This window comes from Zobellia nedashkovskayae (assembly GCF_015330125.1).
Classification (GTDB): domain Bacteria; phylum Bacteroidota; class Bacteroidia; order Flavobacteriales; family Flavobacteriaceae; genus Zobellia; species Zobellia nedashkovskayae.
The window spans coordinates 1,327,297-1,353,842 of sequence record NZ_JADDXR010000002.1 but is presented as its reverse complement, the minus strand read 5'-3'; the positions used below and the strand labels follow the sequence as shown (position 1 = coordinate 1,353,842).

25 protein-coding genes are annotated in these 26,546 nt (G+C 37.2%); 23 read left to right on the top strand and 2 right to left on the bottom strand.

Annotation, left to right across the window (positions count from 1 at the left end; translation table 11 throughout):
- Positions 1–11: 11 nt before the first annotated feature.
- Both IWB64_RS05835 and IWB64_RS05830 read left to right on the top strand, forming a co-directional pair.
- The gene (locus IWB64_RS05835; protein ID WP_194533111.1) at positions 12–614 is read left to right on the top strand and encodes a DUF4254 domain-containing protein; all 603 of its coding nucleotides are present in this window, start codon (positions 12–14) and stop codon (positions 612–614) included.
- 34 nt (positions 615–648) lie between these two features.
- Positions 649–1,650 (top strand): glycosyltransferase family 9 protein, encoded by a 1,002-nt coding sequence (locus IWB64_RS05830; RefSeq protein ID WP_194535820.1) that lies wholly within the window; start codon positions 649–651, stop codon positions 1,648–1,650.
- 7 nt (positions 1,651–1,657) lie between these two features.
- Here IWB64_RS05830 and IWB64_RS05825 read toward each other — a convergent pair whose 3' ends face one another.
- On the bottom strand, positions 1,658–2,275 hold the full coding sequence (locus tag IWB64_RS05825) for a TetR/AcrR family transcriptional regulator (protein ID WP_194533110.1): 618 nt from the start codon (positions 2,273–2,275) through the stop codon (positions 1,658–1,660).
- A 350-nt stretch (positions 2,276–2,625) separates the two neighbouring features.
- On the opposite strand from IWB64_RS05825, the gene IWB64_RS05820 reads away from it, so the two are divergent.
- The 9 genes from IWB64_RS05820 to IWB64_RS05780 all read left to right on the top strand — a co-directional run bounded on the left by IWB64_RS05820 (position 2,626) and on the right by IWB64_RS05780 (position 13,557).
- A complete protein-coding gene (locus IWB64_RS05820; RefSeq protein WP_194533109.1) occupies positions 2,626–3,336 on the top strand; it encodes a TIGR04282 family arsenosugar biosynthesis glycosyltransferase in 711 nt (236 codons plus the stop codon).
- A gap of 91 nt (positions 3,337–3,427) precedes the next feature.
- Positions 3,428–6,646, top strand: a complete 3,219-nt coding sequence (locus tag IWB64_RS05815; protein ID WP_194533108.1) for a SusC/RagA family TonB-linked outer membrane protein — start codon at positions 3,428–3,430, stop codon at positions 6,644–6,646.
- A 39-nt stretch (positions 6,647–6,685) separates the two neighbouring features.
- Complete coding sequence (locus IWB64_RS05810; RefSeq protein WP_194533107.1) at positions 6,686–8,128, top strand: SusD/RagB family nutrient-binding outer membrane lipoprotein; 1,443 nt, start codon at positions 6,686–6,688, stop codon at positions 8,126–8,128.
- 80 nt (positions 8,129–8,208) lie between these two features.
- A complete protein-coding gene (locus IWB64_RS05805) occupies positions 8,209–9,432 on the top strand; it encodes an ABC transporter substrate-binding protein (protein WP_194533106.1) in 1,224 nt (407 codons plus the stop codon).
- Positions 9,422–10,276, top strand: coding sequence for an ABC transporter permease (locus IWB64_RS05800; protein WP_194533105.1), 855 nt, complete (start codon positions 9,422–9,424; stop codon positions 10,274–10,276). The genes IWB64_RS05805 and IWB64_RS05800 overlap by 11 nt, the downstream gene beginning before the upstream one ends.
- The gene (locus tag IWB64_RS05795) at positions 10,266–11,039 is read left to right on the top strand and encodes an ABC transporter permease (protein WP_194533104.1); all 774 of its coding nucleotides are present in this window, start codon (positions 10,266–10,268) and stop codon (positions 11,037–11,039) included. Before IWB64_RS05800 ends, IWB64_RS05795 begins: the two co-directional genes overlap by 11 nt.
- The gene (locus tag IWB64_RS05790; protein WP_194533103.1) at positions 11,039–11,758 is read left to right on the top strand and encodes an ABC transporter ATP-binding protein; all 720 of its coding nucleotides are present in this window, start codon (positions 11,039–11,041) and stop codon (positions 11,756–11,758) included. Before IWB64_RS05795 ends, IWB64_RS05790 begins: the two co-directional genes overlap by 1 nt.
- Positions 11,759–11,809: 51 nt before the next feature.
- The gene (locus IWB64_RS05785; RefSeq protein ID WP_194533102.1) at positions 11,810–12,730 is read left to right on the top strand and encodes a nucleoside hydrolase; all 921 of its coding nucleotides are present in this window, start codon (positions 11,810–11,812) and stop codon (positions 12,728–12,730) included.
- A gap of 41 nt (positions 12,731–12,771) precedes the next feature.
- A complete protein-coding gene (locus IWB64_RS05780; protein ID WP_194533101.1) occupies positions 12,772–13,557 on the top strand; it encodes a patatin-like phospholipase family protein in 786 nt (261 codons plus the stop codon).
- A gap of 43 nt (positions 13,558–13,600) precedes the next feature.
- Here the strand turns inward: IWB64_RS05780 and IWB64_RS05775 are convergent, their stop codons facing one another.
- Positions 13,601–14,650 carry a ferredoxin--NADP reductase gene (locus IWB64_RS05775; RefSeq protein WP_194533100.1) on the bottom strand — a complete coding sequence of 350 codons (1,050 nt, stop codon included), beginning with the start codon at positions 14,648–14,650 and terminating at the stop codon, positions 13,601–13,603.
- Between the two features lie 266 nt (positions 14,651–14,916).
- Here IWB64_RS05775 and IWB64_RS05770 point away from each other — a divergent pair, with 266 nt between their 5' ends.
- From IWB64_RS05770 to atpG, 12 genes are all read left to right on the top strand, one after another.
- Positions 14,917–16,386: a DUF5687 family protein gene (locus IWB64_RS05770; RefSeq protein ID WP_194533099.1), complete on the top strand. Its 1,470-nt coding sequence runs from the start codon at positions 14,917–14,919 to the stop codon at positions 16,384–16,386.
- 52 nt (positions 16,387–16,438) lie between these two features.
- Positions 16,439–17,167, top strand: coding sequence for an ABC transporter ATP-binding protein (locus IWB64_RS05765; RefSeq protein ID WP_194533098.1), 729 nt, complete (start codon positions 16,439–16,441; stop codon positions 17,165–17,167).
- 426 nt (positions 17,168–17,593) lie between these two features.
- Positions 17,594–20,149 (top strand): type IX secretion system periplasmic lipoprotein PorW/SprE, encoded by a 2,556-nt coding sequence (gene porW / locus IWB64_RS05760; RefSeq protein WP_194533097.1) that lies wholly within the window; start codon positions 17,594–17,596, stop codon positions 20,147–20,149.
- 3 nt (positions 20,150–20,152) lie between these two features.
- Positions 20,153–20,599, top strand: a complete 447-nt coding sequence (locus IWB64_RS05755; RefSeq protein ID WP_194533096.1) for a bactofilin family protein — start codon at positions 20,153–20,155, stop codon at positions 20,597–20,599.
- The gene (locus IWB64_RS05750; protein WP_194533095.1) at positions 20,577–20,801 is read left to right on the top strand and encodes an AtpZ/AtpI family protein; all 225 of its coding nucleotides are present in this window, start codon (positions 20,577–20,579) and stop codon (positions 20,799–20,801) included. The genes IWB64_RS05755 and IWB64_RS05750 overlap by 23 nt, the downstream gene beginning before the upstream one ends.
- 2 nt (positions 20,802–20,803) lie before the next feature.
- Entirely contained in the window at positions 20,804–21,190 is a 387-nt protein-coding gene (locus IWB64_RS20615) for a DUF6168 family protein (RefSeq protein ID WP_226975816.1), read from the top strand.
- Between the two features lie 95 nt (positions 21,191–21,285).
- Positions 21,286–22,464 carry a F0F1 ATP synthase subunit A gene (gene atpB / locus IWB64_RS05745; RefSeq protein WP_194533094.1) on the top strand — a complete coding sequence of 393 codons (1,179 nt, stop codon included), beginning with the start codon at positions 21,286–21,288 and terminating at the stop codon, positions 22,462–22,464.
- A 38-nt stretch (positions 22,465–22,502) separates the two neighbouring features.
- Positions 22,503–22,694 (top strand): ATP synthase F0 subunit C, encoded by a 192-nt coding sequence (gene atpE, locus IWB64_RS05740; protein ID WP_076453121.1) that lies wholly within the window; start codon positions 22,503–22,505, stop codon positions 22,692–22,694.
- An 88-nt stretch (positions 22,695–22,782) separates the two neighbouring features.
- Positions 22,783–23,283 carry a F0F1 ATP synthase subunit B gene (locus IWB64_RS05735; RefSeq protein WP_194533093.1) on the top strand — a complete coding sequence of 167 codons (501 nt, stop codon included), beginning with the start codon at positions 22,783–22,785 and terminating at the stop codon, positions 23,281–23,283.
- 66 nt (positions 23,284–23,349) lie between these two features.
- The gene (atpH, locus tag IWB64_RS05730) at positions 23,350–23,889 is read left to right on the top strand and encodes an ATP synthase F1 subunit delta (RefSeq protein ID WP_194533092.1); all 540 of its coding nucleotides are present in this window, start codon (positions 23,350–23,352) and stop codon (positions 23,887–23,889) included.
- 55 nt (positions 23,890–23,944) lie between these two features.
- Positions 23,945–25,525, top strand: coding sequence for a F0F1 ATP synthase subunit alpha (gene atpA, locus IWB64_RS05725; RefSeq protein WP_194533091.1), 1,581 nt, complete (start codon positions 23,945–23,947; stop codon positions 25,523–25,525).
- An 86-nt stretch (positions 25,526–25,611) separates the two neighbouring features.
- The gene (gene atpG, locus IWB64_RS05720) at positions 25,612–26,472 is read left to right on the top strand and encodes an ATP synthase F1 subunit gamma (RefSeq protein ID WP_194533090.1); all 861 of its coding nucleotides are present in this window, start codon (positions 25,612–25,614) and stop codon (positions 26,470–26,472) included.
- Positions 26,473–26,546: the final 74 nt, after the last annotated feature.

Genomic DNA, 26,546 nt, shown 5'->3' with positions numbered 1-26,546 from the left:
AGCAATAAAAGATGTTCAGCAAGTTCGCCTATACTATTTTTACGGAAAGTATTCAGAAATATCATGTTAAGGATGATGTTTATCAGTCTTTTACAAACCCCTACCCTAAAGATGATATTGCTCATTTGCTCTATCGTAAAAACTGGATAGATACGGTTCAATGGCATTATGAAGATATTATTCGTGATCCTGCAATTGTACCTACTGACGCGCTGGTTTTAAAAAGAAAAATCGACGCAAGTAATCAAGACAGAACCGATTTAGTAGAGTTTATCGATGGTTATTTTTTCGATAAATATAAAGACGTTAAGGTTAAGGAAGGTGCTACCATAAATACAGAAAGCCCTGCTTGGGCTATAGATAGGCTTTCAATTTTATCATTGAAAATCTATCATATGCAAGAAGAGGTTGGCAGAACGGATGCCTCTGTTGTGCATATTGAAAAATGTACTCAGAAACTGAATGTACTGCTTGAGCAACTTAAAGACCTATCTTCTGCAATAGACCAATTGTTAGCGGATATTGAGGCTGGCGACAAGTATATGAAAGTATACAAGCAGATGAAGATGTATAATGACGATGAGATGAACCCTGTTCTCCGTGGACAAAAATAAACCACATCACGTATTAGTCATTAGGCTTTCGGCCATGGGCGATGTTGCAATGACCGTACCTGTGCTTATTGCTTTAACAAAACAGTATCCCGAACTGAAAATTACCGTACTTACGCGGAAATTTTTCAGTCCAATGTTCAATACACTGCCAAATGTTACGGTTTATGAAGCTGATGTAAAAGGAAGGCATAAGGGTGCCTTTGGATTGTGGAAGCTATATAGAGAGCTCAGAAAATTAAAAATTGATGCTGTAGTCGATTTGCATAATGTACTGCGAAGCAAAGTTTTGAAGCGGTATTTTAAATATGGTAAAATTCCGGTTCAGCAGATTGATAAAGGTAGAGCTGAAAAAAAGGCGCTGACCAAAAGTACTTCTAAAGTTTTCCAACTTTTAAAAACAACCCACCAACGTTATATAGATGTATTTCAGGAATTAGGTTTTTCTATAGATTTATCAAAAGATTCGGTGTTACCTAAAGAAACCCTGTCGGAAGATGCTCTTAAAATTATTGGTTCAGATTCAAAAAAATGGATCGGGATAGCCCCTTTTGCAGCGTTTGAAGGGAAGACGTACCCTTTAGAATTAATGGAAGAGGTTATTACATCGCTTAATGATACCGGAAAGTATAAAATATTTCTTTTTGGTGGCGGTCCTATTCAAGAGGAAAAGTTAGAAGCTTTTGATAGAAAGTTTAATAACTGTTTAAGTATGGTTGGTAAACTTTCGTTTAGTGACGAACTTGCCCTAATTTCAAACCTAGACACCATGTTGTCTATGGATAGTGGCAATGCACACTTGGCTGCTATGTACGGTATTCCCGTAATTACAATTTGGGGAGTTACCCATCCGTATGCTGGGTTTTATCCGTTTGGTCAGGATATGGATAATGCTCTTTGTTCCGACCGGGAAAAATTCCCTCTCATTCCAACATCGGTATATGGTAATAAAATGCCAGAGGGTTATGAAATGGCAATGCGTACTATTCTACCAGAAACCATTGTAAACAAACTGCAACTCGTTTTAGATAAAGTATAAGTCGGTTTTATACTGTTGCTGTCTTAGGCTCTAAAGATTTGAAATATTGACGCAATTGAGACATAAATCTGTACTTACGTGCACTAGGAGCTGTTTCTACCATTAAGGTTCTAACACCTATGTAAGAGCTCATAAGATAAACGGCAACACCTTCACTATCTACATGTCTATCAATATGACCATTAAATTTGCCACGTTGTACGGCAGATACTAAATTCACCTCCCAAATACGAAGAATATCGTTCAGGTGCTTCATTATAGTTTCGTTCTTACCGTTAAACTCGTTGATAAAGTTACTCAGCACAAAACCAAAGTCGAATTCATTATGAACCGCAGTCTCTAAAGCCTCTTCAAAACATTGCGTAATAAGATCTAATGTATTGTCATGACCTTCAATAGGCTCAATAAGCTGACTGTACATTTTTCTTACCAATAGATTTTCAATAATCTGAACGAAGAAATCCTCCTTTGAATCAAAGTGATAATAGAAGGCACCCTTAGATAAGGACAACTCTTTTAATATATCATCAATACTTGTGTTATAGTATCCGTTTTTGTAAAAATATTCTAATCCTGTTACTTGCATTCTTTGCATGGTAGCCATACGTTTTAAGCTCTTGGTCATAATTTCAAATTTGGGTTAAACAGACCGTTGGGTCTCATACAAATAACCCCTGCAATGAATGCTATGTTCGAGAAGAGGGGTCATGCGACCAAATTTTTCGATAAAAGGACCAAATTGGCTAATATGTGGTCATTCAACGAGTGACGTACAAACCACATAGTCGGTAAATAGTGTCGATTACCGAGCTTAAATTGGTTGTATGTCATTAGAAGAATCGGCTTTTATGCAATAAACACACCACAGAGATGTAAGAAAATATACACAGGGACATGAATTGAATATCACTTCTTTAGTATCTTGCACCCAAAAGTGAAGTAAGGTTAAAAAACTATTACGACGAAAGTTGTTAGATGGGGCAAAAAAATAAGGATACTGCGATATTGATATTCTCGCTTTCGGCAAAGCTGGAGTCAGAACGGAAGTCGCTTTTTGGCAAACGCAACAAAAAATCCTCTAAAGGGTTTTTTGAAATCCTTATCAACCGTACCCACGAAATTGCCACCTCTACAAAGGCCGATGTTTTTGTAATAGACGAAAGCCTACAGAAAGGAACCTCATTTGGAGAACGGTATGCGAATGCTTTTCAAGAGCTTTTTGACCTAGGGTACACTAAAGTGCTGTCCATAGGTAATGATACCCCAGATTTAACTGCTAAAGTACTTGAGCAGGCTATTGACCGCATACAACATAATGACTTGGTCATTGGTCCTTCAACAGATGGAGGGGTGTATTTATTGGGAATGCGTCGCGAATTCTTCAATCTAAAGGAATTTAAGGCTTTGCCTTGGTTGCAATCTAGTTTGTTCAATACGCTGGTTAAGGGTGATTTCTGGATAAAAGCGAAGGCACATTATTTTGGTAAACTTTCTGATATTGATAGCGCTCATAGCTTACATCAATTTTTATATAGTTCCGATGATGTTACTTTAGTAGACTTCATCTTAAATCATTTAACGGTCTTTACAAACCGTGCTTTTCACTCAAAAATATTCTTCTTTTCAGATAATTATTCATCTTCTTCTCAATTAAGAGGTCCGCCTGCAGTTCTTTTAGCAGCATAGTTTAAGCCTTACATAGGTTAGAAGAGGATTGTTATAATATTATGGCATTTTCCTTTTCGCAAAACAAATAACAACCCTTTATTGAATTTTGATGAAAATAGCTATAATAGCGCTTATGCAGCTATGTACAGTATTGGCATACTGCCAAACCAATTCGTACACTGCAAAATTAATGGATACCGATAGCCAACCTGTGCCTTATGCCACGGTGAACGAGTTAGGTTCTAATAATTATGTAGTATCGGATGAATTAGGATTTTTTACGATACAGACCGAAGCAACAAATTTTACGATCAGTATTGCATCCATAGGATATATAACAAAAGAGATTACAACGGTTAACAGAAGCTTACCTGAGGTAATTACACTAGAACTTTCTTCCGAGCAACTAGATGAAATTGTGGTTACTGCATTAGGAATTGAACGAGAAAAGCAATCGTTAGTCTCTGCAGTAACCACTGTGAAAGCAGAACAACTCACAGAAGTGCCACTTACGAATATGGTGAACAGTCTTGCTGGTCGCGTAGCTGGAGTTCAGATCACGAACGGCTCATCTGGTATAGGTTCTTCATCTCGAATTGTTATTAGAGGTGAGAATTCCTTGGGCGGTAGCAACCAGCCTTTATTTGTGGTTGATGGTGTCCCCATCAGCAATGAGCAGATAACCAGTAACCTAGTAAATGATGGAGCTCTACAAGAAGTAGATTTTGGTAATGGCGGTGCGGATATAAGTCCAGATGATATAGCCTCTATCTCTATACTAAAGGGAGCCGGTTCAGCGGCTTTATATGGCGCGCGCGCAGCAAATGGTGTAGTTGTTATTACTACTAAAAGAGGCCGAAAGAAAAAGGGACTTGGTATAAGCATCAATAGCACGTTAACGGTGGAAAGCTTATTGACCTTGCCTGATTATCAGAATGAGTATGGTGGTGGTTCTAATGGTGAGTATGCTTTTCAGAATGGAATAGGTGCAGGTGTAAACGATGGCGGAATTAGTAGTTATGGTCCACGTCTAGATCAAGGACAACTTATTGCTCAGTTTGACAGTCCTTCGGTAGATATTGATGGAAATCCAGTGCGTGCAGGTGATGTCATTTCTCGTACCAGACCTGACGGTTCGTTTACAGATATAACGGGTACTCCTTGGGAATCAAGACCAGACAATGTTCGGAATTTCTTTGAAACGGGGGTAACCTACCAGAACAATATTTCTATTAGTACAGGTGGAGAAAAAGGAAGTGCACGATTATCATATACGAATTTAAAGAACGACGGTATTGTACCCAATACCGATTTAAAAAGAAACGGGTTGGCTTTTAGTATAGACCAAAATGTACATGAAAAGTTTAAAGTAAAAGCTTTTTTAAACTATATCAATACTCGAAGTGGTAATCGGCCCAATTTGGGATATGGCTACGAAAACCCGCTTTATGGATTTAACTGGACAGGTAGAAACACCAACGTTGAGTCGTTAAAAAATTATTGGCAAGCAGGCCAAGAAGGCATTCAACATTATGATTTTAACTATTTATGGTTAACAAACCCCTATTTAACCGTTTTTGAAAATACCAACAGTTTCAATAAAAACCGAATTCTAGGAAATGCCTCTGCTACCTATGATATAACAGATAAATTAAGCCTTAGCGTTCGTGCTGGTATAGATACCTATGATGATAAAAGGGAATTCCGTAGAGCGGTCAGTACCAACCAAAATCCATTGGGTACCTATCGTGAAGATGATGTTCGTTTTAGGGAACTGAATACGGATGTTTTATTTTCCTATTCGGATAAGATTAATGAGGATTGGAAATACAACATATCTGCAGGTGCCAACCGTTTTGATCAGGACATTCAATATAAATTCTCGGAAGCCTCTCAATTGGCAATTCCTGGTATTTACACTTTGGCCAATTCAAGAACACCGTTAAAAGGCGATAGTCAGAAATTTAATAAGCGTATTAATAGTGTATACGCAAGTGGGAACCTTTCCTATAAAAATTCACTTTATTTTGATGCTACATATAGAAATGACTGGAGTAGTACACTGCCCAGTGATAGTAATTCTTTTGGTTATTACTCTGCAGGCCTTAGCTATGTGGTAAGCAATATGTTTATGTTGCCCGAAGCTATTTCTTACCTGAATCTAAGGTTTAGTGCAGCTAGTGTTGGTAACGATACGGACCCATATCAAAACGTACAGAACTTTGTTTTCAATCAAAATTACGGGTCCAGTTTTCGGGTAACCAATGAAACGGTTTTAAAGAATGCCAATCTAAGACCAGAACGTTTGAATGCGCTTGAAGCTGGTTTGGAAGCATGGTTTTTTAATGGAAGATTTCAATTCGATCTTGCGGGTTATCAGAATACCAGTATTGACCAGATTATTTCAAGGCCTATATCGCAGACTAGCGGTTTTTCAAACTTTAATGTTAACGGAGGTGAGGTACGAACAAGGGGTTTTGAAGCCTTAGTAAGTGCAGAAGTGGTTCGTTCAGAAGATTTCAGTTGGGAATCTTCCGTAAACTATTCTACATATAGAAGTGAAGTAACCAAATTGCCAGATGGTGTAGATCAGTTTGTAACGGGTACTGCCGATATTTTTTCGGGTGGAGGTGGTTCTAATACCGTTTTTTACATCGCCAGGGAAAATGGTCGCGTTGGCGATATGTACGGTACTGGTTTTCTAGAAGTAGATGGTCAAACGGTCTTTGGAGCAAATGGTCTGCCTGTGCAAGACGGAAACCTACGACTTCTAGGGAATTACAACCCAGATTTTACGATAGGTTTTAATAACAAGTTTTCCTATAAAAATATTGATATGACCATCCTTTTTGATTGGCGAAAAGGCGGAACTATTGTTTCACGAATAAAAGCATTGGGAAGTACTTCCGGTGTTTTACAAGAAACCTTGGTGGGTCGCGAAGACGGAGTCATTGGTGATGGTGTAGTGAATGTTGGTACGGTGGATAGCCCGCAATATGTTGCTAATACCACCTCGGTACCTGCAAGTCAATTTTATAACAATTATTTTGACCGAGGTAATGAAGATAGCGCACTTTATAGCGCGTCGTATGTTAAGCTGCGTCAAGTAGGCCTGTATTATAACTTTCCAAAAAAATTATCAAAGTCTATCGGTTTTCAGAATATAAAATTGGGCTTGATAGGCAGCAATTTATTATTGTTCACCGAAAACCCCCATTTTGACCCAGAGCTAAATGCTTTACAAGGGCAGCGAATCGTTTACGGTGTGGAAGACTTTTCATATCCTTCGACCCGAAGTTTCGGATTCAACATCAAAACCGATTTTTAAGACGAGGGAATCATGATAGGAACTCAAAAAATAAATATAATGAACAAACTATATATACTAAGTTTCATTGGTTTTACTGTTTTATTAGGTAGTTGTACTGATGAGTTTGATGAGCTCAATGAAAACCCAAATTCACCAGAAACCGTGGATCCACAGTTTTTGTTGTCAAACATTATTTCGGTAGAAGCAGACCAAAATGCCTTTTCTCAAGGGTTTCGTCTAGCAAACTATATCCAACAATTTGCTGCTAGTGTAGAATTTGAACGAATTGACCGTTATGAGATGGGTACGAATAGCGAGTACTGGAATACGATTTTTCAGTTGTTGAGCGATATTAAATCCATGCGAGAGTTGCAAGGTTCTAATGATGCTTACAATGCTGTGGGTGATGTTATGCAAAGTTTTCTATTCTCTCAACTTACGGATATGTGGGGAGATGTTCCTTATTCAGATGCCGTAAATGCACTAGAGGGTCAGTTTACACCTACCTATGACACCCAAGAGCGTATTTATACAAACCCTGATACTGGTATTTTGGCAGTGTTGGAACAGGCTTCTATTACTTTAGAAAATTCTAATGCCACTATCAATGGCGATGTACTTTTTAACGGAGACTTGAACAAATGGATGCGTTTTGCCAATTCTTTACGTTTGCGTTACCTCATGCGTATCAGTAAGCGATTAACTGATTATTCAGAGATTCAGGCGTTGGCCTCTTCAGGTAAACTGATGCAATCAAATGCAGATAATGCAGTATTGCCATATTTGACATCAGCACCCAATCAATACCCAATGACATTATCAGCCTTGGGCTTATATCAAGAACACCGTATGACCACCACGGTAGATTCGGTATTAACATTGTGGAACGACCCAAGGGTTAATGTACTATACAAGCCTACTCAGGCCAGTGTTAATAATGGTGTTCCGGAATTTAAGGGGTTACAGAATGGCCAAGGTCGCGAAACAATTGCCGCGAGGGGAATTGATTTAAATGACGTTTCTTTGTTCGGTGCTATTTTTAGGGATGTACCCGATGGTGTAGATGCACAGTTTATGCAATATTCCGAAGTGCAGTTCGCTTTGGCCGAAGCTGCAGAAAGAGGTTTTATTTCAGGTGATGTACAGGCATATTATGAGGCGGGCATTGTGGCAAGTTTTGAGTATTATACTGTTGAGTTACCGGTTACGTATTTGTCACAAGAAACAGTTGCACTAAACGGTACAGATAATCTCAATAAAATTTTGACGCAAAAGTGGTTTAGTTTAATTGCAAATGGACATGAAGCTTGGTTCAATGTTCGCAGAACAGGCATTCCCAGTTTAAAACCAGGTCCGGACAACTTAAATAATAATAAATATCCCGTTCGGTATTTGTATCCTGAATCTGAGCAAGCAACTAATAGTGTTAATTATAAGACTGCTGCAGAACGAATTGGAGGGGATAACATCAATAGTCAAAATTGGTGGGAAAAAGAATAAGTTGGAAATAAACATTTTTTTTAAAGTTATATCCAGTTTTAACGACTAATAAATCTGTAAAATAAATAGAAGTAATCTTAATGAAAAGGATTAAATATATACTGTTCGGTTTTTTATTAGGTGTCACAGTCCTTTCTTGTAAAGAGAAAGTAAGGCAAGATGACGATAAACTCAAAAACGCATCTTGGGAAGAGATTGAGGATTATGCTGATGGCACAACCGTTAATTTTATGATGTGGCAAGGCAGTACTGCGATAAACGACTACATCAATAATTACGTGGTGCCCAGTGTTAAGCGAAAATATAATATTGATTTGCAGATTAGTGGAGGTCAAGGGCCAGAAATCGTACAGTTGGTTATGGGCGAGAAGCAGGCAGATATAGAACAAGGGCAAGTAGATATGGCTTGGATTAACGGAGAGACCTTTTTTCAGCTAAGAAAAGTGAAAGGTCTATGGGGTCCGTTTGTAGGATTACTCCCGAATGCATCTTTGATTAATTTTAAAGATTCATTTATCAGTACAGATTTTCAGCAACCTGTAAATGGCATGGAAGCACCGTGGAGCATTAATCAATTTGCAATCGTATACGATTTTGAGAAATTACCAAATCCTCCAAAAAATATTCCGGAGCTTAAAAAATTTGTTAAAGAGCACCCAGGTACGTTTACCATATCTAACGACTTTACCGGCATGACGCTTTTAAAGAGTTTTATGGCAGAATTGGGAGGCGGGCCTAACTCTTTGGACGGTAAGTTTGATGAAGACAGATACACTGAAATTTCTGAAAAACTTTGGAGTTTTATTAATGAAAACAAACGGTATTTTTGGAAGGAAGGGAGCACTTTTCCAAAAGAACAATCTAAAATGAATCAGCTTTTTGCTAATGGCGAATTGCTTATTACGTATGGGTTTAACGAAGGTGGTATTGAGGATAAAGTACTGAACGGTCTTTATACCCAATCTACTAAAGGTTACGCTTGGTCTAATGGTACAATAAGGAATTCTAATTACTTGGGTATTCTTTATAACTCACCTGAAAAGGCGGGAGCAATGCAAGTCATTAATTTCTTGCTTTCCCCTGAGGCCCAATTGAAGAAGGCAGATGCCAAAGGAATGGATTCCAATACCGTTCTAGCGATGGATAAGCTGGAGTCCGAATGGAAAGATAAATTTCTAGATGCGCGAAAACGCGAATACGGCCCTACCTTAAAAGAGTTAGAAGTTAACGCCATTGCCGAACCGGCACCGGAATATATGATACGCCTGTATGAGGACTTTAGAAAAAAGGTAATTGAAAATTAAGAAACTAAACATAGGTATTCTTTTGTTTGTATTGGTGGGTGTATTGCCTTTTGCCGCTGCATTCATTTATGCGCTATTGTATAGTTTTGGAATAATTGGTGTGGCCAATAATGGATTTACATTGCAATTCTGGAAGTCAGTTATAACTTCTGGGACATTTTTTAAATCTTTTGGGTACAGTTTTTTGATAGCGCTAGTAGCTGTGGTTATTTCTGTTGGAAGTGCGCTTTGGATTACATCAAAATTTAGACAGCAACTAGAAAAACGTTTCATGTCTTTTATAATCTATTTACCACTGGCAATACCGGGTATTGTTACCGGGTTTTTTACGTTTCAATTGTTTTCTAAGGGAGGCTTTTTTGCTCGTATCAGTCATAAATTAGGTTTCATTACAGAGGCTTCACAATTCCCTGATTTGGTAAACGATGGTTTAGCAATCGGGATTATATTTTCTTTCATCACCATGATTACGCCATTTTTTGTGCTGCTTTTTTTGAATGTTTACAAAAATGAGCGAGTAGAAGAACTTTCTTTATTGGCGCAGTCCCTTGGTGCAAATGCCAATCAGATTACACAGCGGGTTTTTCTACCTATTCTTATAAAAAAGACATGGGTGCTTATCATGCTTTATTTTATCTTTTTATTAGGCGCTTATGAGGTGCCGTTAATTTTAGGTCAAGAATCACCACAAATGCTATCGGTACTGATTATTCAAGAAATTAAACAATACGATTTAGATAAAATTTCAGAGGGATACGTGGTTGCCGTGCTATACACGCTAATTGTCTCAGTTGCCGCTATTTTATTGTTTCTCCCCAAAAGAAAAAGACCTTATGCAAATTAACTGGAAACCCTTTGTATTGAGTTTAGTGGTGCTGTTGATTCTGTTTCCATTCGTCTATCTCGTGTTCCTATCATTGGCCTCGGAATGGCGTTTTCCGGATGTTTGGCCTTCATATATTGGTTTCAGAAACTGGGTAACGGTTTTTAGTTCTGAAGTTGGATTATTAAAGAGTTTTTTCTCATCTCTGCTCATATCTCTGTTGGTGGCGGTGTTTTCTACGACTTCGGGCTTTTTAATCAGTAAAGCTGTTTTCTATCACCCTAAAAAAAGAATATTAACGCTGTTGGCTTATTTCCCTTATATATTGGCGCCTGTTGTTTTCGCCGCTTGCCTAAGTTTTTTCTTTTTGAAAATGGGTCTTTTCGGAAATACTACTGGAGTTGTAGTTGCACAATTTATTATCGCTTTTCCTTATGCTCTTCTGTTTTTTAGTAGTTTTTGGAACGAAAAGGTAAAAAGCTATGAAGACTTGGTTGCTACCTTAGGTGGTAATAAATGGCAGACCTACATAAAGGTATTGCTGCCTTTGGCAAAAGGACTTATACTCATCTGCTTTTTTCAAACGTTTCTTATTTCTTGGTTCGAATATGGATTAACCTCTATAATAGGCATCGGAAAAGTACAGACACTAACAATAAAAGTATTTTTGTTTATTAAGGAAGCTAACTATTATTATGGAGCTTTAAGTTGTTGTTTATTGATTTTTCCGCCTGTAGTTTTATTATATTTTAACAAGCGTTATGTGTTTAAAAAATTTGTCTAATGTTTCTTGAGGTTCAACATATCGTAAAGAGTTTTGGTGATGAAAAGGTGGTCAAAGACCTTAATTTTTCACTGAAAGCTAAACATACTTTAAGTATTTTGGGTAAATCTGGTTGCGGCAAGACTACTATGCTAAAGACTATTGGAGGACTCGTATCACCTGATTCAGGTAAAATTCTATTGAACGGAGAGGATATTACGGAGACCAAGCCGGAAAAGAGAAGCATTGTTTACTTGTATCAAGAAGACCTACTGTTTCCTCATTTAAATGCTTTTGAGAACATTGCCTTTGGTCTTAGGCTAAAGAAAATACCAGAAGGTTTAATTAAGGAGAAAGTGGAGCATATGCTCCATAGCCTAGAACTTAAGGGGCAGGCAGATAAAATGCCCACCCAGCTTTCTGGAGGACAGAGACAACGAGTTTCGTTTGGTCGTGCTATTAGTACCAATCCGTCACTTTTGTTATTGGATGAACCTTTTGGAAGTTTGGACACAGGTACCCGGCAACGTATGCAGGAACTTTTTAAGAAGTTGACTGCAGAATTTGATATTACATCACTTTTTGTGACCCACGATTTAAAGGAAGCAGTTCTGATGGGTAATCAAATTGGTTTTATGGCGGATGGAATTTTAAAAGTATACGAGGATAAGAAGGATTTCATTCAAGATCCACAAACCGGTGTACAGAGTGAAATAGAGTTTTGGGGTGGATTGATATAGCTTCAATCAATTTTAATAATAGTAATAAAAAGGATAGTAAAAATAATAGAGATGACGAAGAAGAAAGTATGGATAGACACAGATCTTTCCGTAGGTATGACCAGAGATAAACGTGACGGCTATTGTGATGTAGATGATGGTTTTGCTGTTTTACAATTGATGAAAGCCGAGAATGTTGAGATATGTGGAATAAGTGCTGTCTTTGGGAATACTAGTATTAAAAATTCATATCCGCTCAGTCAAGAAATGAGCAAGGAGTTCGCTATGGGTGAAATACCTGTTTTTAGAGGAGCAGGCGAAGCTATAAATTTGAAAGATGCAAATAGCAATGAAGCGGTTGAAGCTTTGGCTGAAGCTCTCCGAAAGCAACCTATGATCATTATGGCCATTGGTCCGGCAACTAACGTTGGACTGTTACTCTTAAAATATCCCGAGTTAAAGAATAAAATACAAGAAGTGGTTCTTGTTGCAGGACGTAGAACTGCGCAGGATTACTTTAAAATCGGTAATAAAGGAAACCACGCACAGGATTTGAATTTCGACTTGGATAATGATGCTTTCAGGCTAATGTTCGAAAATGGTGTTCCTGTAACTTTATGTCCATTTGAGATATCAAATAAGGTTTGGATTAAGGCAGCTGATTTAGATGCTTTGGCAAACGGAGATAAAGGCAACAAGTGGTTGGCCGAGGCTTCACAAGCATGGTTGCAACAATGGGTAGATCAAGGAGCAGATGGTTTTAATCCGTTTGACGTTTTGGCGAGTCATTACATTATTTCTCCTGAAGATATTGTATCTGAAGAATTGAATGCACGGCTAGAAATTCACCAAGACGATACGGTTAAAGAGAATAATAAACAGGTGTTTAAATCCTACTTATTATGTGATAAAGAAGCAGGTTCCCCTGTTAAGTACTGTTATGATGTTGTTCCCAATTATCATAAGAAGTTAATGGATAGTCTATTGAAATAGATACCTTCGTAGCATAAAATGCGTACAATCTAGGTACTATTATGAAAGACATACAATCAACATCTATTGGGCTTGTGCTTTCTGGCGGTGGCGTACGCGGTATGGCGCATATTGGAGTAATACAGGCAATGAATGAGTTTGGTCTATCGGCAGACGTGGTTGGCGGCAGTAGCGTAGGAGCCTTGGTTGGCGCGTTGTATGCTAACGGTAATTCTGTTTTGGATATGATGGAGTTCTTTAAGGAAACACCGTTATTTAAGTATAATTTCCTGACTATTGTAAAACCTGGATTTTTAGATACCGATAGGTATTTTGAAGTTTTTAAGGCGTATTTTCCTGAGAATACTTTTCATTCACTTCAAAAGAACTTACATGTAGCGGCTACGAATCTTCAAAAAGGTGATCTTGAATATTTTTCAGAGGGCGAACTCATTCGTCCTTTATTGGCATCTGCTGCGATACCTCCTGTTTTTAGTCCGGTTGAGATGAACGGCGAGCTTTATGCTGATGGTGGGATTATGAACAATTTTCCCTTAGAACCCGTAATGGGCAAGGCCGATTTTATTATTGGTAGCAATGTATCCGTTGTAGGTGAACTCAACAAAAATGCCCTTAAAAATTCATTACAACTTGCCGGAAGAGTAACGGGTCTCATGATTTACGCCATTAACCGAACAAAACTTGATGCTTGTGATCTGTTAATGGAGTTTAAGGAACTGGAAAAGATTGGTGTTTTAGACCGAAAAGGTATTGAAAAAGCATACCTCGTGGGATATGAAAACACATCGCGTAGGCTAGAGGAACTATTAAAAAAGCCACTACTGTAAGTTACAATCGTGGCTTTCTCTATTTTCCTAATCGATGTATTAATTAAACATCGTCATAATCAATTTTTAGTGTCGGAGTTGTTGGGTGTGCCTGACAAGTAAGTATCAAACCTTCCGCAATTTCACCATCGGTAAGAATCTGGTTTTTCACCATTTCCGCTTTACCTTCTTTTATTCTGGCGATACAACTACTACAAACACCACCTTGGCAAGAGTAAGGAGCATCAATATTTTGTTTTAAAACAGCATCAAGAACAATTTCCTTTTTGTCCATTGTTAAAGTAAACTCCTCATCGTCTACCACTATAGAAACCACGGTTTTGCCTTCTGGCTGTTCCGGCATTTCGTCTAAAATTTCAGTAGTTGTAAAAAGTTCAAAATGTATTTTATCCTTTGGGACATCGTTTTCTATCAAAGTATCGGAAACCAAATGTATCATGGCCTCTGGTCCGCAAAGGTAATAGCCATCAAAATCTACATCTTTATGCTTGTTCTTAAGCGCATAATTAACGGTAGAAACATCTATACGTCCAAAAAGTGAATCATCTTCTTGGGCTTGGCTAGTTACGAAGTAGGCTTTGAATCGCCCTGCGTAATCCAATTCCAATTTTGCCAAATCTGTATAGAACATCGTTTCCTTATGCGACTTGTTTCCGTAGACAAGAACAAATTTACTTTTAGGATTATCTGCTAAAACCGACTTAGCAATACTCATTATAGGCGTAATACCACTACCTGCGGCAAAAGCAGCTATGTTTTTGACTTTTCCAGTTGGTTGAAATGTAAACCTACCTTCAGGAGGCATAACTTCTAGTACATCACCAGCTTTTAGCGTGGTGTGCGCGTAATCTGAAAATCCGCCTTTATCAACTTTTTTTACGCCAATGGTAAAGCAGTCGCTTTTTGGTGAAGAACAGATAGAGTAAGCTCTTCTGATTTCTTTTCCTTTAAGCTCCATTTTAATAGTAATGTATTGCCCAGGAACAAAATCAAAAGTTTGTATAAGGTCTTTAGGTATGGTAAAAGTTATAGCAACCGAACTAGGTGTAAGCGGTTTAATATGTTTTACGGTCAAGGAATGAAAATGTACCATTGTATCTTTTTTAGTCAAATGTGACGGTAAAAATAAGCATTGATAGAGCCATTTGAAACGGAAACTGTAAAAAAAGGACTTAAATTTTATTTTTAATCGATGACGTTTTTGGATTGGAGGCTACTTGTAATATAGTTGAAGTTTACGTTCTTAAAAACGATTATAATTCTTCACTAAAATGAATTTGAAATAAAAAATGTAGAGTTTTATTGTAACAAATCTTACCTTCCCAAACACTAACTTACTGCACTAGTAATCTATTTCTTATGTTTAAAAGCTTTAGTAAGCTGCAATGGAAATCTTTCTTTCGTTCTTCATCAATGGGTAAAAGCCTTGGTATAAAGATAGTAATGGGCTTCTTTGCATTATATTTTTTGGGAATGTTGGCCTTTGTTGGCTCATCGTTATTCTTTGTTTTAGAAAAAGCAATCCCTAATACGGATCCGTTAGCTACCCTAAGTCAGTATTTATTATATTGGGTACTTGCAGAACTGTTTATAAGATATTTTATGCAGAAACTTCCAGTAATGGACATCAAGCCGTTTTTGACCCTTCCTATTAAAAAAAGCAGTATTGCCCATTATATTTTAGGGCGTTCAGCAGTTTCTTTTTTTAATTTCTTGGCATTATTTTTCTTTATACCCTTTGCTATTGTATTACTTGTAAAAGGATATGCTTTTATAAATGTGTCATTTTGGTTATTGGCAATGATAGGCATCGTATTGAGTATTAATTATATCAATTTTATAGTAAACAAGAGCGATAAAGCTTTAATCAGTATTGCTAGTCTTTTGGTAGCCTGTTATGGCTTAGAATATTTTAAGATTCTTCCTATAAAGGAATATGCGGGCAAGGTTTTTTATGCCCTTTATGAAAACCCGCTTTATGCCATCATACCCTTGGCAATAGCTGGGTTATCATATTACTTTAATTATTCATTTATACGAAATAGGATTTTTTTAGATGCCTCCCTAAAGAAGAAAGCCACAGAAGCCACTTCTTCAGATTTATCTTGGACAAACCGTTTTGGAGCGATTGCACCATTTTTACAATTAGATTTAAAGCTTATTTGGCGTAATAAGCGGACTAAAACACAAGTTTTTATGTCATTGGCTTTTGCTTTCTATGGGTTGTTTTTTTACGGTATGGATGACATGGGAATGGGTTCTGGAATGCTTGTGTTTGTTGGTATATTTATGACAGGCGTTTTCTTAATGAACTTTGGGCAGTTTATCCCTGCTTGGGATAGTTTTTATTATAGCATGATGATGTCGCAGAATATTCCCTTAAAGAAATACCTTGAAGCCAAGGCAGCACTTATTTATGTTAGTATAGCAGTAATGTTCTTACTTTCCGTACCCTATGTGTATTTTGGTTGGGATGCACTTGCAATTAATTTTAGCTGTGCACTTTATAATTTAGGCGTAAACGTTCCAATTATTCTTTTCTTCGGCTCAAAAAATAAAAAGCGAATAGATTTAAACAAAAGTGCAATGGGAAATATGCAAGGTATGAGTGCCACCCAGTTTATAGTAGGCATTCCTTTGTTTGGACTACCAATGCTTATTTACGGCCTTTTGGCCATTTTTGTTTCCTTTGAAGCCGCGCTTATTACATTAAGTTTTTTAGGGTTGGTTGGCTTTGTCTTTAGAAATGTGGTGTTAGATAGCATAACTAAGATATATCGAAAGAAAAAATATGGTATGATTGCAGGTTTTAAAGAGCAGAACAGTTAGCAATGTCTTTGTTTTAGAGTTATAAATTGAAACGCGAACTTTATTGAAAATTATGATAACAGTACAAAACCTTACTAAAAAATACGTTGGCAAAACTGTTTTGAACATAGAGCAGTTAGAAATATCAAAAGGACAAAGTTTTGGTCTTGTTGGAAACAACGGAGCAGGTAAAACTACTTTTTTTAGTCTTCTATTAGATTTGATTCAGCCTACCACGGGACATATTAATAATAACGAAGTGCAAGTAGATCAAAGTGAAGCCTGGAAGACAAATACCTCTTCTTTTATTGATGAAACTTTCCTGATTGGTTATTTGACACCAGAGGAGTACTTCTATTTTATTGGAGAGTTGCGTAACCAAAATAAGGCCGATGTAGATGCATTACTCGCAAATTTTGAGGATTTCTTTCATGGCGAGATATTGAATCAGAAAAAATACTTGCGTGACCTTTCTAAAGGGAACCAAAAGAAAGCAGGTATTGTAGCTTCATTTATCGGCAACCCAGAAGTAGTTATTTTAGATGAGCCTTTTGCCAATTTAGACCCTACAACTCAAATACGGTTAAAGAGCATTATTAAAGATTTGGCATCCAAACAGGGAGTCACGGTATTGGTCTCCAGTCACGATTTAATTCATGTAACCGAGGTTTGTGAACGTATTGTAGTATTGAACAAGGGTGAAGTTGTGAAAGACATTGAAACTTCAGAAGCTACTTTAAAAGAATTAGAACTGTTTTTCAGCGGAAAAGAAGAGTCTCAGGAAGATGTATCGGTGCAGTAATCCATTTTATTAAAACCGACTACCTGGTCTATATTTCTTTCTTCAACTTTTACCACGCTTAGAATTTTTATCGATAACCTGCCATTATCATCTATTTATGGGTAATAAAACCCTTTGTTAATCGGTGAACGGGGCAAACACAAACCGGTTAGTCGGTGAAAATTGAAATCTTCTATTTCTACTTTATGTAAACTTCACGTACTTTGTGATAAAGGAAAGTTGGTATAAATAAAAATTCTATTCCCCATTAGGAGGTAACAGGAGTATGAGGTTTGTCTAAGAGTTGGCATAAAATAAAAACAAAATTGTCTTAATAATCATACTTTCGGTTACGTTTGTAAACCCCGAACCTTAAACTTTTTATCGACCAACTGCATAATAATACCGTTCTTTTTTAGTTAATGTAAAGTACGTAGATATACAATTTTGAAGTCGCACTATAAACTTATCTTATTTTCAATTCTTGGGGGCATCGTTTTAAACGCATGTTCAACCAAAAAAGACGCATTTGTCAATCGTAATTGGCATGCGCTCAATACCAAGTACAACACCTTGTATAATGGTAATATAGCTTTTGAAGAGGGTCGCGAAGAACTTAATTTAAATTATAAAGATGACTATTGGGAAGTTCTTCCCATAGAGCGTTTGGAAGTTACGGAAGATATAAAGTTAGATTCAGAAGATAACAACCCCAACTTTATTATTGCCGAAGAAAAAGCTACAAAGGCCATACAAAAGCATAGTATGGAAATAAAAGATGAAGAGCGTAATCCACAGACGGACGAAGCCTTTTTGCTTTTGGGTAAGGCTCGTTATTTTGATCAGCGTTATATGCCTGCTCTGGAAGCTTTTAATTATATCATAAAAAAATACGATTATAGTGACAAGCTGAACGAAGCTCACATTTGGCGAGAGAAAGTGAATATTAGATTAGAAAATGATGAGTTGGCTATTAAGAATCTGAAAAGGCTTTTAAAATTTGAACGCCTAACAGACCAAGAATATGCAGATGCCCGTGCTATGATAGCGCAAGCTTACATTAACGAAAAGGTGATTGATACTGCAGTACAACATCTTAAAGTGGCATCTCATTACACCAAGAAAAATGCAGAAAAAGGACGCTATCTATACATTATTGGGCAGTTGTATAACCAAATGAATCAAAAGGATAGTGCCAACTATGCTTTTACTAAGGTAATTGATCTAAACAGGAGGTCACCCAGAGTATATATGATTAATGCGGAAATTCAGAAAATCCGGAATACTAAAATTAATTCTGAGAACAGTGAAGAAATGTTGGAGTTCCTTACGGAGTTAGAAGAGAATCGTGAGAACCGCCCATTTCTAGATAAAATTTATCGCCAAGTTGCAGAATATCATTTGGAGCAAGAGAATGACAGTATGGCTTTGGTATATTTCAACAAATCTCTTCGAGCTACACAGAACGAACCTAAGTTAAATGCACTTAATTATGAGAATTTGGCGGTCTATAATTTTGATCGTAACGAGTACAAACTTTCGGGAGCTTATTATGATAGTGTTCTGCCAAACCTAGAAGAGAATACGAAGAAGTTCAGGTCTACCAAGAAGAAACTAGATAACCTTGAAGATGTCGTTAAATATGAAGATATCGCCCATCAAACAGATAGTGTTATTACCCTGTACAATCTTCCGTTAGCGGAACGCACAGTTTATTTTGAGGAGTATATAGCCGATTTAAAAGCAGCAAAAGAAGCTGCAGCAAAGAAAGAAGAAAGAAGAATCACTTCTGGTTTTGCAGAATTTGCAAAAAGCAAGGGTGGTAAAGAGAATAAAGGTAAATTCTATTTTTATAACCTTACGAGTTTAGGCTATGGTAAGAATGATTTTGTCCAAAGGTGGGGTAAAAGACAGTTGGAGGATGATTGGAGATGGAGCAATAAAAAAAGAGCCTTGCCACAGGAGAATACAGATGATGCCCTTGCTACAAACGACACTATTCCAAGTGAAGTTGGTGAAGAAGAAAAGTTTTCTGTTGATTATTATCTAAATCGAGTTCCTACGGATGTAGCCGTTATAGATAGTTTGAAGGACGAGAGAAATTTTGCCAATTACCAATTAGGATTAATCTATAAAGAGAAGTTTAAAGAGAACCTCTTGGCAGCAGGTAAATTGGAACATGTTTTGGATTCCGATCCAGAAGAACGTTTGATTCTTCCATCTAAATACAACCTGTACAAGATTTACGAAGAAGAGGGCAGTCCGCTTTTAGCCTCCATGAAAGACAATATTCTTTCGAATCATGCTGATTCCCGTTATGCGGAAATCATATTGAATCCTAGAGCCGTTCTTGAAGATGATGCCGATAGTCCAGATGCACGTTACGCTACCCTATATCGTAAGTACAAGCAGCAAGAATTTTTAGAGACTATTACAGGTGCCGAAGAGAATATAGAAAAATACACAGGCGATCCTATTGTGCCTAAATTTGAAATGTTGAAGGCAAATGCCATTGGAAGACTAAATGGCTTTATACCTTTTGAGGAAGCTTTGAATTACGTTGCATTAACCTACCCCAACAATCCGGAAGGTAAGAAGGCAGAGCAAATGGTTGCCGAGCAACTTCCTAAACTAGCGGTCAAAGAATTTTCTACGGAACTTGGTTCATCAGGTACTGGCAATTGGAAAGTTGTTTTTCCCTTTAGAAGAAGCAATGATGAAATTGCTAAAAGGGTAAAGAAAGCATTAGAAGATGCTATTGTAGACTTAAGATATAAGAATATAGTTTCAAAAGATATCTATACCTTAGAAGACCAATTTGTGGTAGTACATGGCTTTAAGTCTAAGGACTATGCACTTGGCTTTGCAGAGCTTATAAAGTTTAACAAGGATTACCGCATTGAGAATGAGAATTTTGTTATTTTATCTACCAATTATAAAATTATTCAGGTACATAAAAACTTACAATCTTATAAAAATCAAATTTTAACCCCAAAACCTTAAACAATGTTTTCTGACAACAAAAAACCACGAACTATGAACGAAATTGGCGCACAACCTAACAGGATTTCTAAGCACACAAAAATTAAAGGCGATATCGAGTCTGAAGCTGATTTTAGAATCGACGGAAAATTAGACGGTAACGTAAAGACTACTGGTAAAGTAGTTATTGGTAAAGACGGCTATATACATGGCAAAGTAGAATGTGTAAATGCAGATATTGAAGGTAGCTTCAATGGAGAGCTACTAGTATCAGACCTACTTTCCCTTAAATCTTCGGCTGTAATAGAAGGTACGGTTTCTGTAACTAAACTGGCAGTAGAGCCAGGTGCTACATTCAATGCCTCATGTACCATGAAAGGAAAGGGCGGTTCACTGAACAGTGCTCCAAACAGCTTCAAATCCTCATTAAGCAGTTCTAATAGAAGTAATGAGCAAGCAAAAGCCTCGTGATAATTCTAATTTAGTACGCACTGCGGCTAGTTTTTCAGGTATTGCTTTGCAAATGGGTGCTACTATCTATTTGGGCAATCTTTTGGGGGCTTGGTTAGATGTAAAATTTGAAAAAACATTTTTAGAGGATACAATTACTTTACTTGCCGTATTTTTGTCAATGTATATCGTTATCAAAAAAGTGATGACCTTAAATAAATAGCATTGATCAAACAAATAGTACAATATATAGTCGTGTTCATTTTGGTGGGCACGACTTCTTTTTTTCTTCATCAATTTCTCCTGCCAGATGATAATTTAAGCTTCAATAGACTACTTCAAGAAGCTTATATTTTTCATTTCATTTTCTCTTTATCGGTAATTGTTACTTTTAAACTGTTCTCAAAAAACGAAAAGTTTTTTGCTCAATTGGGTTTCATTTATATGGGGACTTTAGTTTTTAAAATTGCAGCTTATACAGCCATGTGTTATCCGCAACTTATGGGAGACCAGTATTTACCGAGATTTTACAGGGCTTCACTTCTTATTCCTGTGTTTGTTTTTTTAGGCTTGGAAGTATTTTTTGTTTCAAAAATTTTAGAACGTAGATAGTTTCAAAATTTTATAGAATAAAAATGCTTTGTATTACAGCAAGATTACCTATTTTTGCGCAAAATTTCAGGAGCATAATTTTTTGATAAAAAATAATGAAGGAAGTTTCAAAAATGATCAGAACACTAGTATTACTTTGTACACTTTGCATTTCTCTTCAAGGTTTTGCGATCTCTGAGGGAGGCGATCAAGGGGCAGTTGACACAAAAGATGAGGTGGACGCGTATATTCAGCACCACATTAAAGATGCTCATGATTTTCATTTGTTTTCTTATACCGGAGACAATGGCGAACGCAAGCACGTAGGTTTTCCATTGCCGGTTATACTCTGGTCAAGCAATGGGTTGGCAACTTTTATGTCTTCTGAATTTCATCATGATGATGCAGGAAAGGTTATCGTAGAAAAAGGCGGATCAAAGTTCGTAAAGCTTCACAGTAAAATATACGAATTGAATGCAGGTGCTTCCGAAGTTCAATTTGATGATCATCACCATGCAGAAAATGCAGCTAAAGTTTTAGACTTTTCAATTACCAAAAGTGTTTTTGGAGTATTGCTTGTAGGTCTTCTTATGCTTTGGGCTTTTTCTTCATTAGCTAAACAATATGCTAGTAAAAAAATACCTACTGGTTTTGGTAGAGTATTAGAGCCTTTAGTAATCTATGTAAGGGATGAAATTGCTAAGCCAAATATTGGTGAGAAAAAATACCGTCAATTTACGGGATACTTATTAACTGTGTTTTTCTTTATATGGATTTTGAACCTTCTAGGATTAACTCCATTTGGGTTTAATGTAACAGGCCAATTAGCTGTAACCGCAGCTTTGGCAATTTTCACTTTGGTTATTTATACATTTAGTGGAAACAAAGATTACTGGATGCACATGTTGTGGATGCCGGGTGTGCCTTTTTTGATTAGACCTATTTTGGCTATTATTGAATTGGCGGGTGCATTTGTAATCAAGCCATTTTCATTATTGGTGCGGTTGTTCGCTAACATATCTGCAGGCCACATTGTGGTAATGAGTTTAATTGCCATCATGTTTACACTTAAGAAAAGCTTGGGTGTAGTTGGTGCAACAGGCCTATCATTGGTATTATCATTTTTTATTACGCTTATTGAAGTATTGGTTGCCTTTTTACAGGCTTATATCTTCACTATGCTATCAGCATTGTTTATTGGTATGGCCGTTGCAGAGCACGACCATGATCATGAGCAAGATGCAAAAGGACATGAAGTTCCAGACGCGGAAGACGTTAGAGGGGATTTTATCTAAAAGAGAGTTTTTTAATTTAATTATATAAATCAATTACTATGTACAACTTAATTGGAGCTGGTTTAATCGTAATCGGAGCAGGTATCGGTCTTGGTCAAATTGGTGGTAAAGCAATGGAAGGTATTGCTCGTCAGCCAGAAGCAACAGGAAAAATCCAAACTGCGATGATTATCATTGCTGCACTTTTAGAAGGTTTGGCATTTGGTGCCTTGTTCTTAGGAAAAGCTTAAGAACTTAAAACCTAAAGGCATTTTCCTGCAACGGTTGGTTGCAGGAAATGTTTTTAATCAAGTTTAGAATTTTAAAGTAATATTATATATGGAAACTTTATTAAACGATTTTTCACCAGGCCTTTTCGTAGTTCAGACGATATTGTTATTAGGTTTGATTTTTCTATTGGTGAAATTTGCATGGAAACCAATATTGACTTCATTAAACGAACGTGAGTCAGGTATTCATGATGCATTGGAAGCAGCGGAGAAAGCCCGTGCAGAAATGCAGAACCTTCAAGCTGATAACGAGAAATTGTTAAAAGATGCTCGTGCTGAGCGTGAAGCTATGTTAAAAGAAGCTCGTGAAATCAAGGATAAGATGATCACGGATTCTAAAGAGCAAGCTAAAGTTGAAGGCGATAAAATGTTGAAGCAAGCTCAAGCTGCTATAGAAAGTGAAAAGAAAGCCGCTGTTGCTGATATTAAAAATCAAGTAGCCGAACTTTCTGTTGAGATTGCAGAGAAAGTTTTAAAAGAGCAACTATCCAACAAAGACCAACAATTAAAGTTGGTTGAAAGTATGTTGGGTGATGTTAAATTGAATTAAGTAGCTATATTGCTTTTTGTTATGCCGGTTAGTTTCGGATAGCAGGACAATAAAACAAGATAAAAAATGAGCGATTCTAGAGCAGCAATACGTTACGCAAAAGCAGTTTTGGACCTAGCGGTGCAAAACAAGGCTACGGGTGCAGTCGAAAAAGACATGCGTTCTATTGTGGCAACTATTGCCGATAGTAAGGAGTTGAGAGCAATGTTGGCTAGTCCTGTAGTAACTGGGGAAACCAAGAAGAAAGCTTTAGCTGCTGTGTTTGAAGGTAGCGACCAGATTACCTTAGGTTTAATCAAAACACTTGTTGCTAACAAAAGAATATCTATTTTAAACGAGGTTGCTTTAAAATATATCATTCTTAATGAAGATTTAAAAGGAGAGGGTGTAGCTTATGTTACTACCGCGGTACCTTTAAGTGCTGATCTTGAGAAAAAAGTTCTTAAGCAAATAGCACAGATTACCGGTAATGCGGTGACCATCAAAAACAAAATTGATGAAAGCATTATTGGCGGATTTATTTTACGTGTTGGTGATTTACAATATGATTCCAGCATTTCAAATAAATTGAATACTATTAAAAGAGAATTTACAAGTAGTTTATAATAATAACTAGGGCTTAAGGTATATTTCTTAAGTTCGATGTCTTATATCTATCAAAATGGCAGGAGTAAAAGCCGCTGAGGTATCAGCAATTTTAAAGAAACAATTATCAGGATTTGAAGCCACCGCTACATTAGATGAGGTGGGAACAGTACTGCAGGTTGGTGATGGTATCGCCAGAGTCTACGGTCTATCTAATGTCCAGTACGGAGAATTGGTAGAATTCGATGGCGGCCTTGAAGGTATCGTTCTTAACCTTGAAGACGATAACGTTGGTGTGGTTCTTTTAGGACATTCCAAGACTATCGTAGAAGGTTCTACAGTAAAACGTACCGAACGAATTGCTTCCGTCAAAGTAGGTGAAGGCATTGTTGGTCGTGTGGTAGATACTTTAGGTAACCCTATTGATGGTAAAGGACCTATTGCTGGTGAAACTTATGAGATGCCATTGGAGCGTAAAGCGCCTGGTGTTATCTTTAGAGAGCCGGTAACTGAGCCAATGCAATCTGGTATTAAGGCAATTGATGCAATGATTCCTGTTGGCCGTGGGCAAAGGGAACTTGTAATTGGTGATCGTCAGACTGGTAAGACTACTGTTTGTATCGATACCATTTTGAATCAAAAAGAATTTTACGATGCTGGTAAGCCAGTATATTGTATATATGTTGCTATTGGCCAAAAAGCTTCTACCGTAGCTGCAATTGCGCAGACTTTAGAAGATAAAGGTGCTATGGCATATACGACTATTGTAGCTGCAAATGCTTCTGATCCTGCAGCAATGCAGGTTTATGCTCCTTTTACAGGTGCATCTATCGGAGAGTATTTCCGTGATACAGGTCGTCCAGCTTTGATTATCTATGATGATTTATCAAAACAAGCTGTAGCTTATCGTGAGGTATCTCTTCTTTTAAGAAGACCACCGGGACGTGAGGCTTACCCGGGGGATGTTTTCTTTTTGCACTCTAGATTATTGGAACGTGCTGCAAAGGTTATCAACGATGATAAGATTGCACAGAACATGAACGATTTGCCAGATGTATTGAAGCCAATGGTAAAAGGTGGTGGTTCTTTAACTGCACTTCCTATTATTGAAACGCAAGCAGGTGACGTTTCTGCATATATTCCTACAAATGTAATTTCTATTACAGACGGACAGATTTTCTTGGAGCAAGATTTATTTAACCAAGGTGTAAGACCAGCTATTAACGTAGGTATTTCTGTATCTCGTGTGGGTGGTAACGCTCAGATTAAATCCATGAAAAAAGTAGCAGGTACTTTGAAGCTGGATCAAGCACAGTTCCGTGAATTGGAAGCTTTTGCTAAGTTCGGTTCTGATTTGGATGCTGCTACGTTAAACGTTATTGAAAAAGGACGTCGTAACGTAGAGATTTTAAAGCAGGCTCAAAATGACCCTTACACTGTTGAAGATCAGGTAGCGATTATCTATGCAGGTTCTAAGAACTTGTTACGTGATGTTCCTGTTGAAAAGGTTAAGGAATTTGAGAGAGATTATTTAGAGTTCTTGAACGCTAAGCACAGAGATGTATTGGATACCTTAAAATCAGGTAAACTTACAGATGGGGTAACAGACGTTTTAACTGCTGTGGCAAAAGACCTTTCAGGTAAATATAGAAGCTAATAAAAGTATTGCATACCAGGTTTGGGGCACAACACAGAAACAAGTTAATTGTACTGTTTTGTGCTCGAAACTTATAACTTGAACAAATGGCGAACTTAAAGGAAATACGAAACAGAATAGCATCGGTATCATCAACCATGCAGATTACCAGTGCCATGAAAATGGTATCTGCTGCAAAGTTGAAGAAAGCGCAAGATGCCATTACTGCAATGCGACCTTATGCCGATAAGCTTACTGAGTTGTTGCAGGGCCTAAGTGCAAGCCTGGATTCTGATTCCGGGAGTGTATATGCTGATAACAGAGAGGTGAATAGAGTTTTGGTTGTTGCTATAACTTCAAACAGAGGTTTAGCGGGTGCCTTCAACTCTAACATCTTAAAGCAGTGTACGATTTTAATTAATGAAAAATACGCTGGTAAGCAGGTAGACTTTGTTGCGGTTGGTAAAAAAGCTAATGATTTCTTGGCAAAAAAATCTAATGTAATTGCGAATCATAGTAGTGTTTATGATGATTTGACTTTTGATAATGTATCGGCAATAGCTGAGGATTTAATGGAGCAATTTACTTTAGGAAATTATGACCGTATTGATATTGTTTATAACAAGTTCAAGAACGCTGCTACTCAGATTATAATGACCGAGCAGTTTTTACCTATTGTTCCTGTTGAAGGAGCGGAAAACTTGAGCAGTGATTATGTTTTTGAACCATCAAAAATAGAAATCATAGAGCACTTAATTCCTAAGTCTTTGAAAACACAATTATACAAAGGTATTCGTGATTCTTTTGCTAGTGAGCACGGAGCACGGATGACTGCAATGCATAAAGCAACGGATAACGCAACAGATTTAAGAGACCAATTGAAGTTGTCTTATAACCAAGCAAGACAGGCTGCTATTACTAACGAAATTCTTGAGATTGTTGGTGGAGCAGAAGCATTGAACAATTAAATAAATTACACACTTTGACAATGTCAGAGTATGTTAATTATAGAATATGTAACTCCACAGTAATGTGGGGTTTC

What these genes read in the sequence shown, in the direction of transcription:
- IWB64_RS05835 (WP_194533111.1), top strand. Translation starts at nt 12, where the DNA reads ATGTTCAGCAAGTTCGCCTATACTATTTTTACGGAAAGTATTCAGAAA.
- IWB64_RS05830 (WP_194535820.1), top strand. Translation starts at nt 649, where the DNA reads ATGGGCGATGTTGCAATGACCGTACCTGTGCTTATTGCTTTAACAAAA.
- IWB64_RS05825 (WP_194533110.1), bottom strand. Translation starts at nt 2,275, where the DNA reads ATGACCAAGAGCTTAAAACGTATGGCTACCATGCAAAGAATGCAAGTA.
- IWB64_RS05820 (WP_194533109.1), top strand. Translation starts at nt 2,626, where the DNA reads ATGGGGCAAAAAAATAAGGATACTGCGATATTGATATTCTCGCTTTCG.
- IWB64_RS05815 (WP_194533108.1), top strand. Translation starts at nt 3,428, where the DNA reads ATGAAAATAGCTATAATAGCGCTTATGCAGCTATGTACAGTATTGGCA.
- IWB64_RS05810 (WP_194533107.1), top strand. Translation starts at nt 6,686, where the DNA reads ATGAACAAACTATATATACTAAGTTTCATTGGTTTTACTGTTTTATTA.
- IWB64_RS05805 (WP_194533106.1), top strand. Translation starts at nt 8,209, where the DNA reads ATGAAAAGGATTAAATATATACTGTTCGGTTTTTTATTAGGTGTCACA.
- IWB64_RS05795 (WP_194533104.1), top strand. Translation starts at nt 10,266, where the DNA reads ATGCAAATTAACTGGAAACCCTTTGTATTGAGTTTAGTGGTGCTGTTG.
- IWB64_RS05790 (WP_194533103.1), top strand. Translation starts at nt 11,039, where the DNA reads ATGTTTCTTGAGGTTCAACATATCGTAAAGAGTTTTGGTGATGAAAAG.
- IWB64_RS05785 (WP_194533102.1), top strand. Translation starts at nt 11,810, where the DNA reads ATGACGAAGAAGAAAGTATGGATAGACACAGATCTTTCCGTAGGTATG.
- IWB64_RS05780 (WP_194533101.1), top strand. Translation starts at nt 12,772, where the DNA reads ATGAAAGACATACAATCAACATCTATTGGGCTTGTGCTTTCTGGCGGT.
- IWB64_RS05775 (WP_194533100.1), bottom strand. Translation starts at nt 14,650, where the DNA reads ATGGTACATTTTCATTCCTTGACCGTAAAACATATTAAACCGCTTACA.
- IWB64_RS05770 (WP_194533099.1), top strand. Translation starts at nt 14,917, where the DNA reads ATGTTTAAAAGCTTTAGTAAGCTGCAATGGAAATCTTTCTTTCGTTCT.
- IWB64_RS05765 (WP_194533098.1), top strand. Translation starts at nt 16,439, where the DNA reads ATGATAACAGTACAAAACCTTACTAAAAAATACGTTGGCAAAACTGTT.
- IWB64_RS05755 (WP_194533096.1), top strand. Translation starts at nt 20,153, where the DNA reads ATGTTTTCTGACAACAAAAAACCACGAACTATGAACGAAATTGGCGCA.
- IWB64_RS05750 (WP_194533095.1), top strand. Translation starts at nt 20,577, where the DNA reads ATGAGCAAGCAAAAGCCTCGTGATAATTCTAATTTAGTACGCACTGCG.
- atpB (WP_194533094.1), top strand. Translation starts at nt 21,286, where the DNA reads ATGAAGGAAGTTTCAAAAATGATCAGAACACTAGTATTACTTTGTACA.
- atpE (WP_076453121.1), top strand. Translation starts at nt 22,503, where the DNA reads ATGTACAACTTAATTGGAGCTGGTTTAATCGTAATCGGAGCAGGTATC.
- IWB64_RS05735 (WP_194533093.1), top strand. Translation starts at nt 22,783, where the DNA reads ATGGAAACTTTATTAAACGATTTTTCACCAGGCCTTTTCGTAGTTCAG.
- atpH (WP_194533092.1), top strand. Translation starts at nt 23,350, where the DNA reads ATGAGCGATTCTAGAGCAGCAATACGTTACGCAAAAGCAGTTTTGGAC.
- atpA (WP_194533091.1), top strand. Translation starts at nt 23,945, where the DNA reads ATGGCAGGAGTAAAAGCCGCTGAGGTATCAGCAATTTTAAAGAAACAA.
- atpG (WP_194533090.1), top strand. Translation starts at nt 25,612, where the DNA reads ATGGCGAACTTAAAGGAAATACGAAACAGAATAGCATCGGTATCATCA.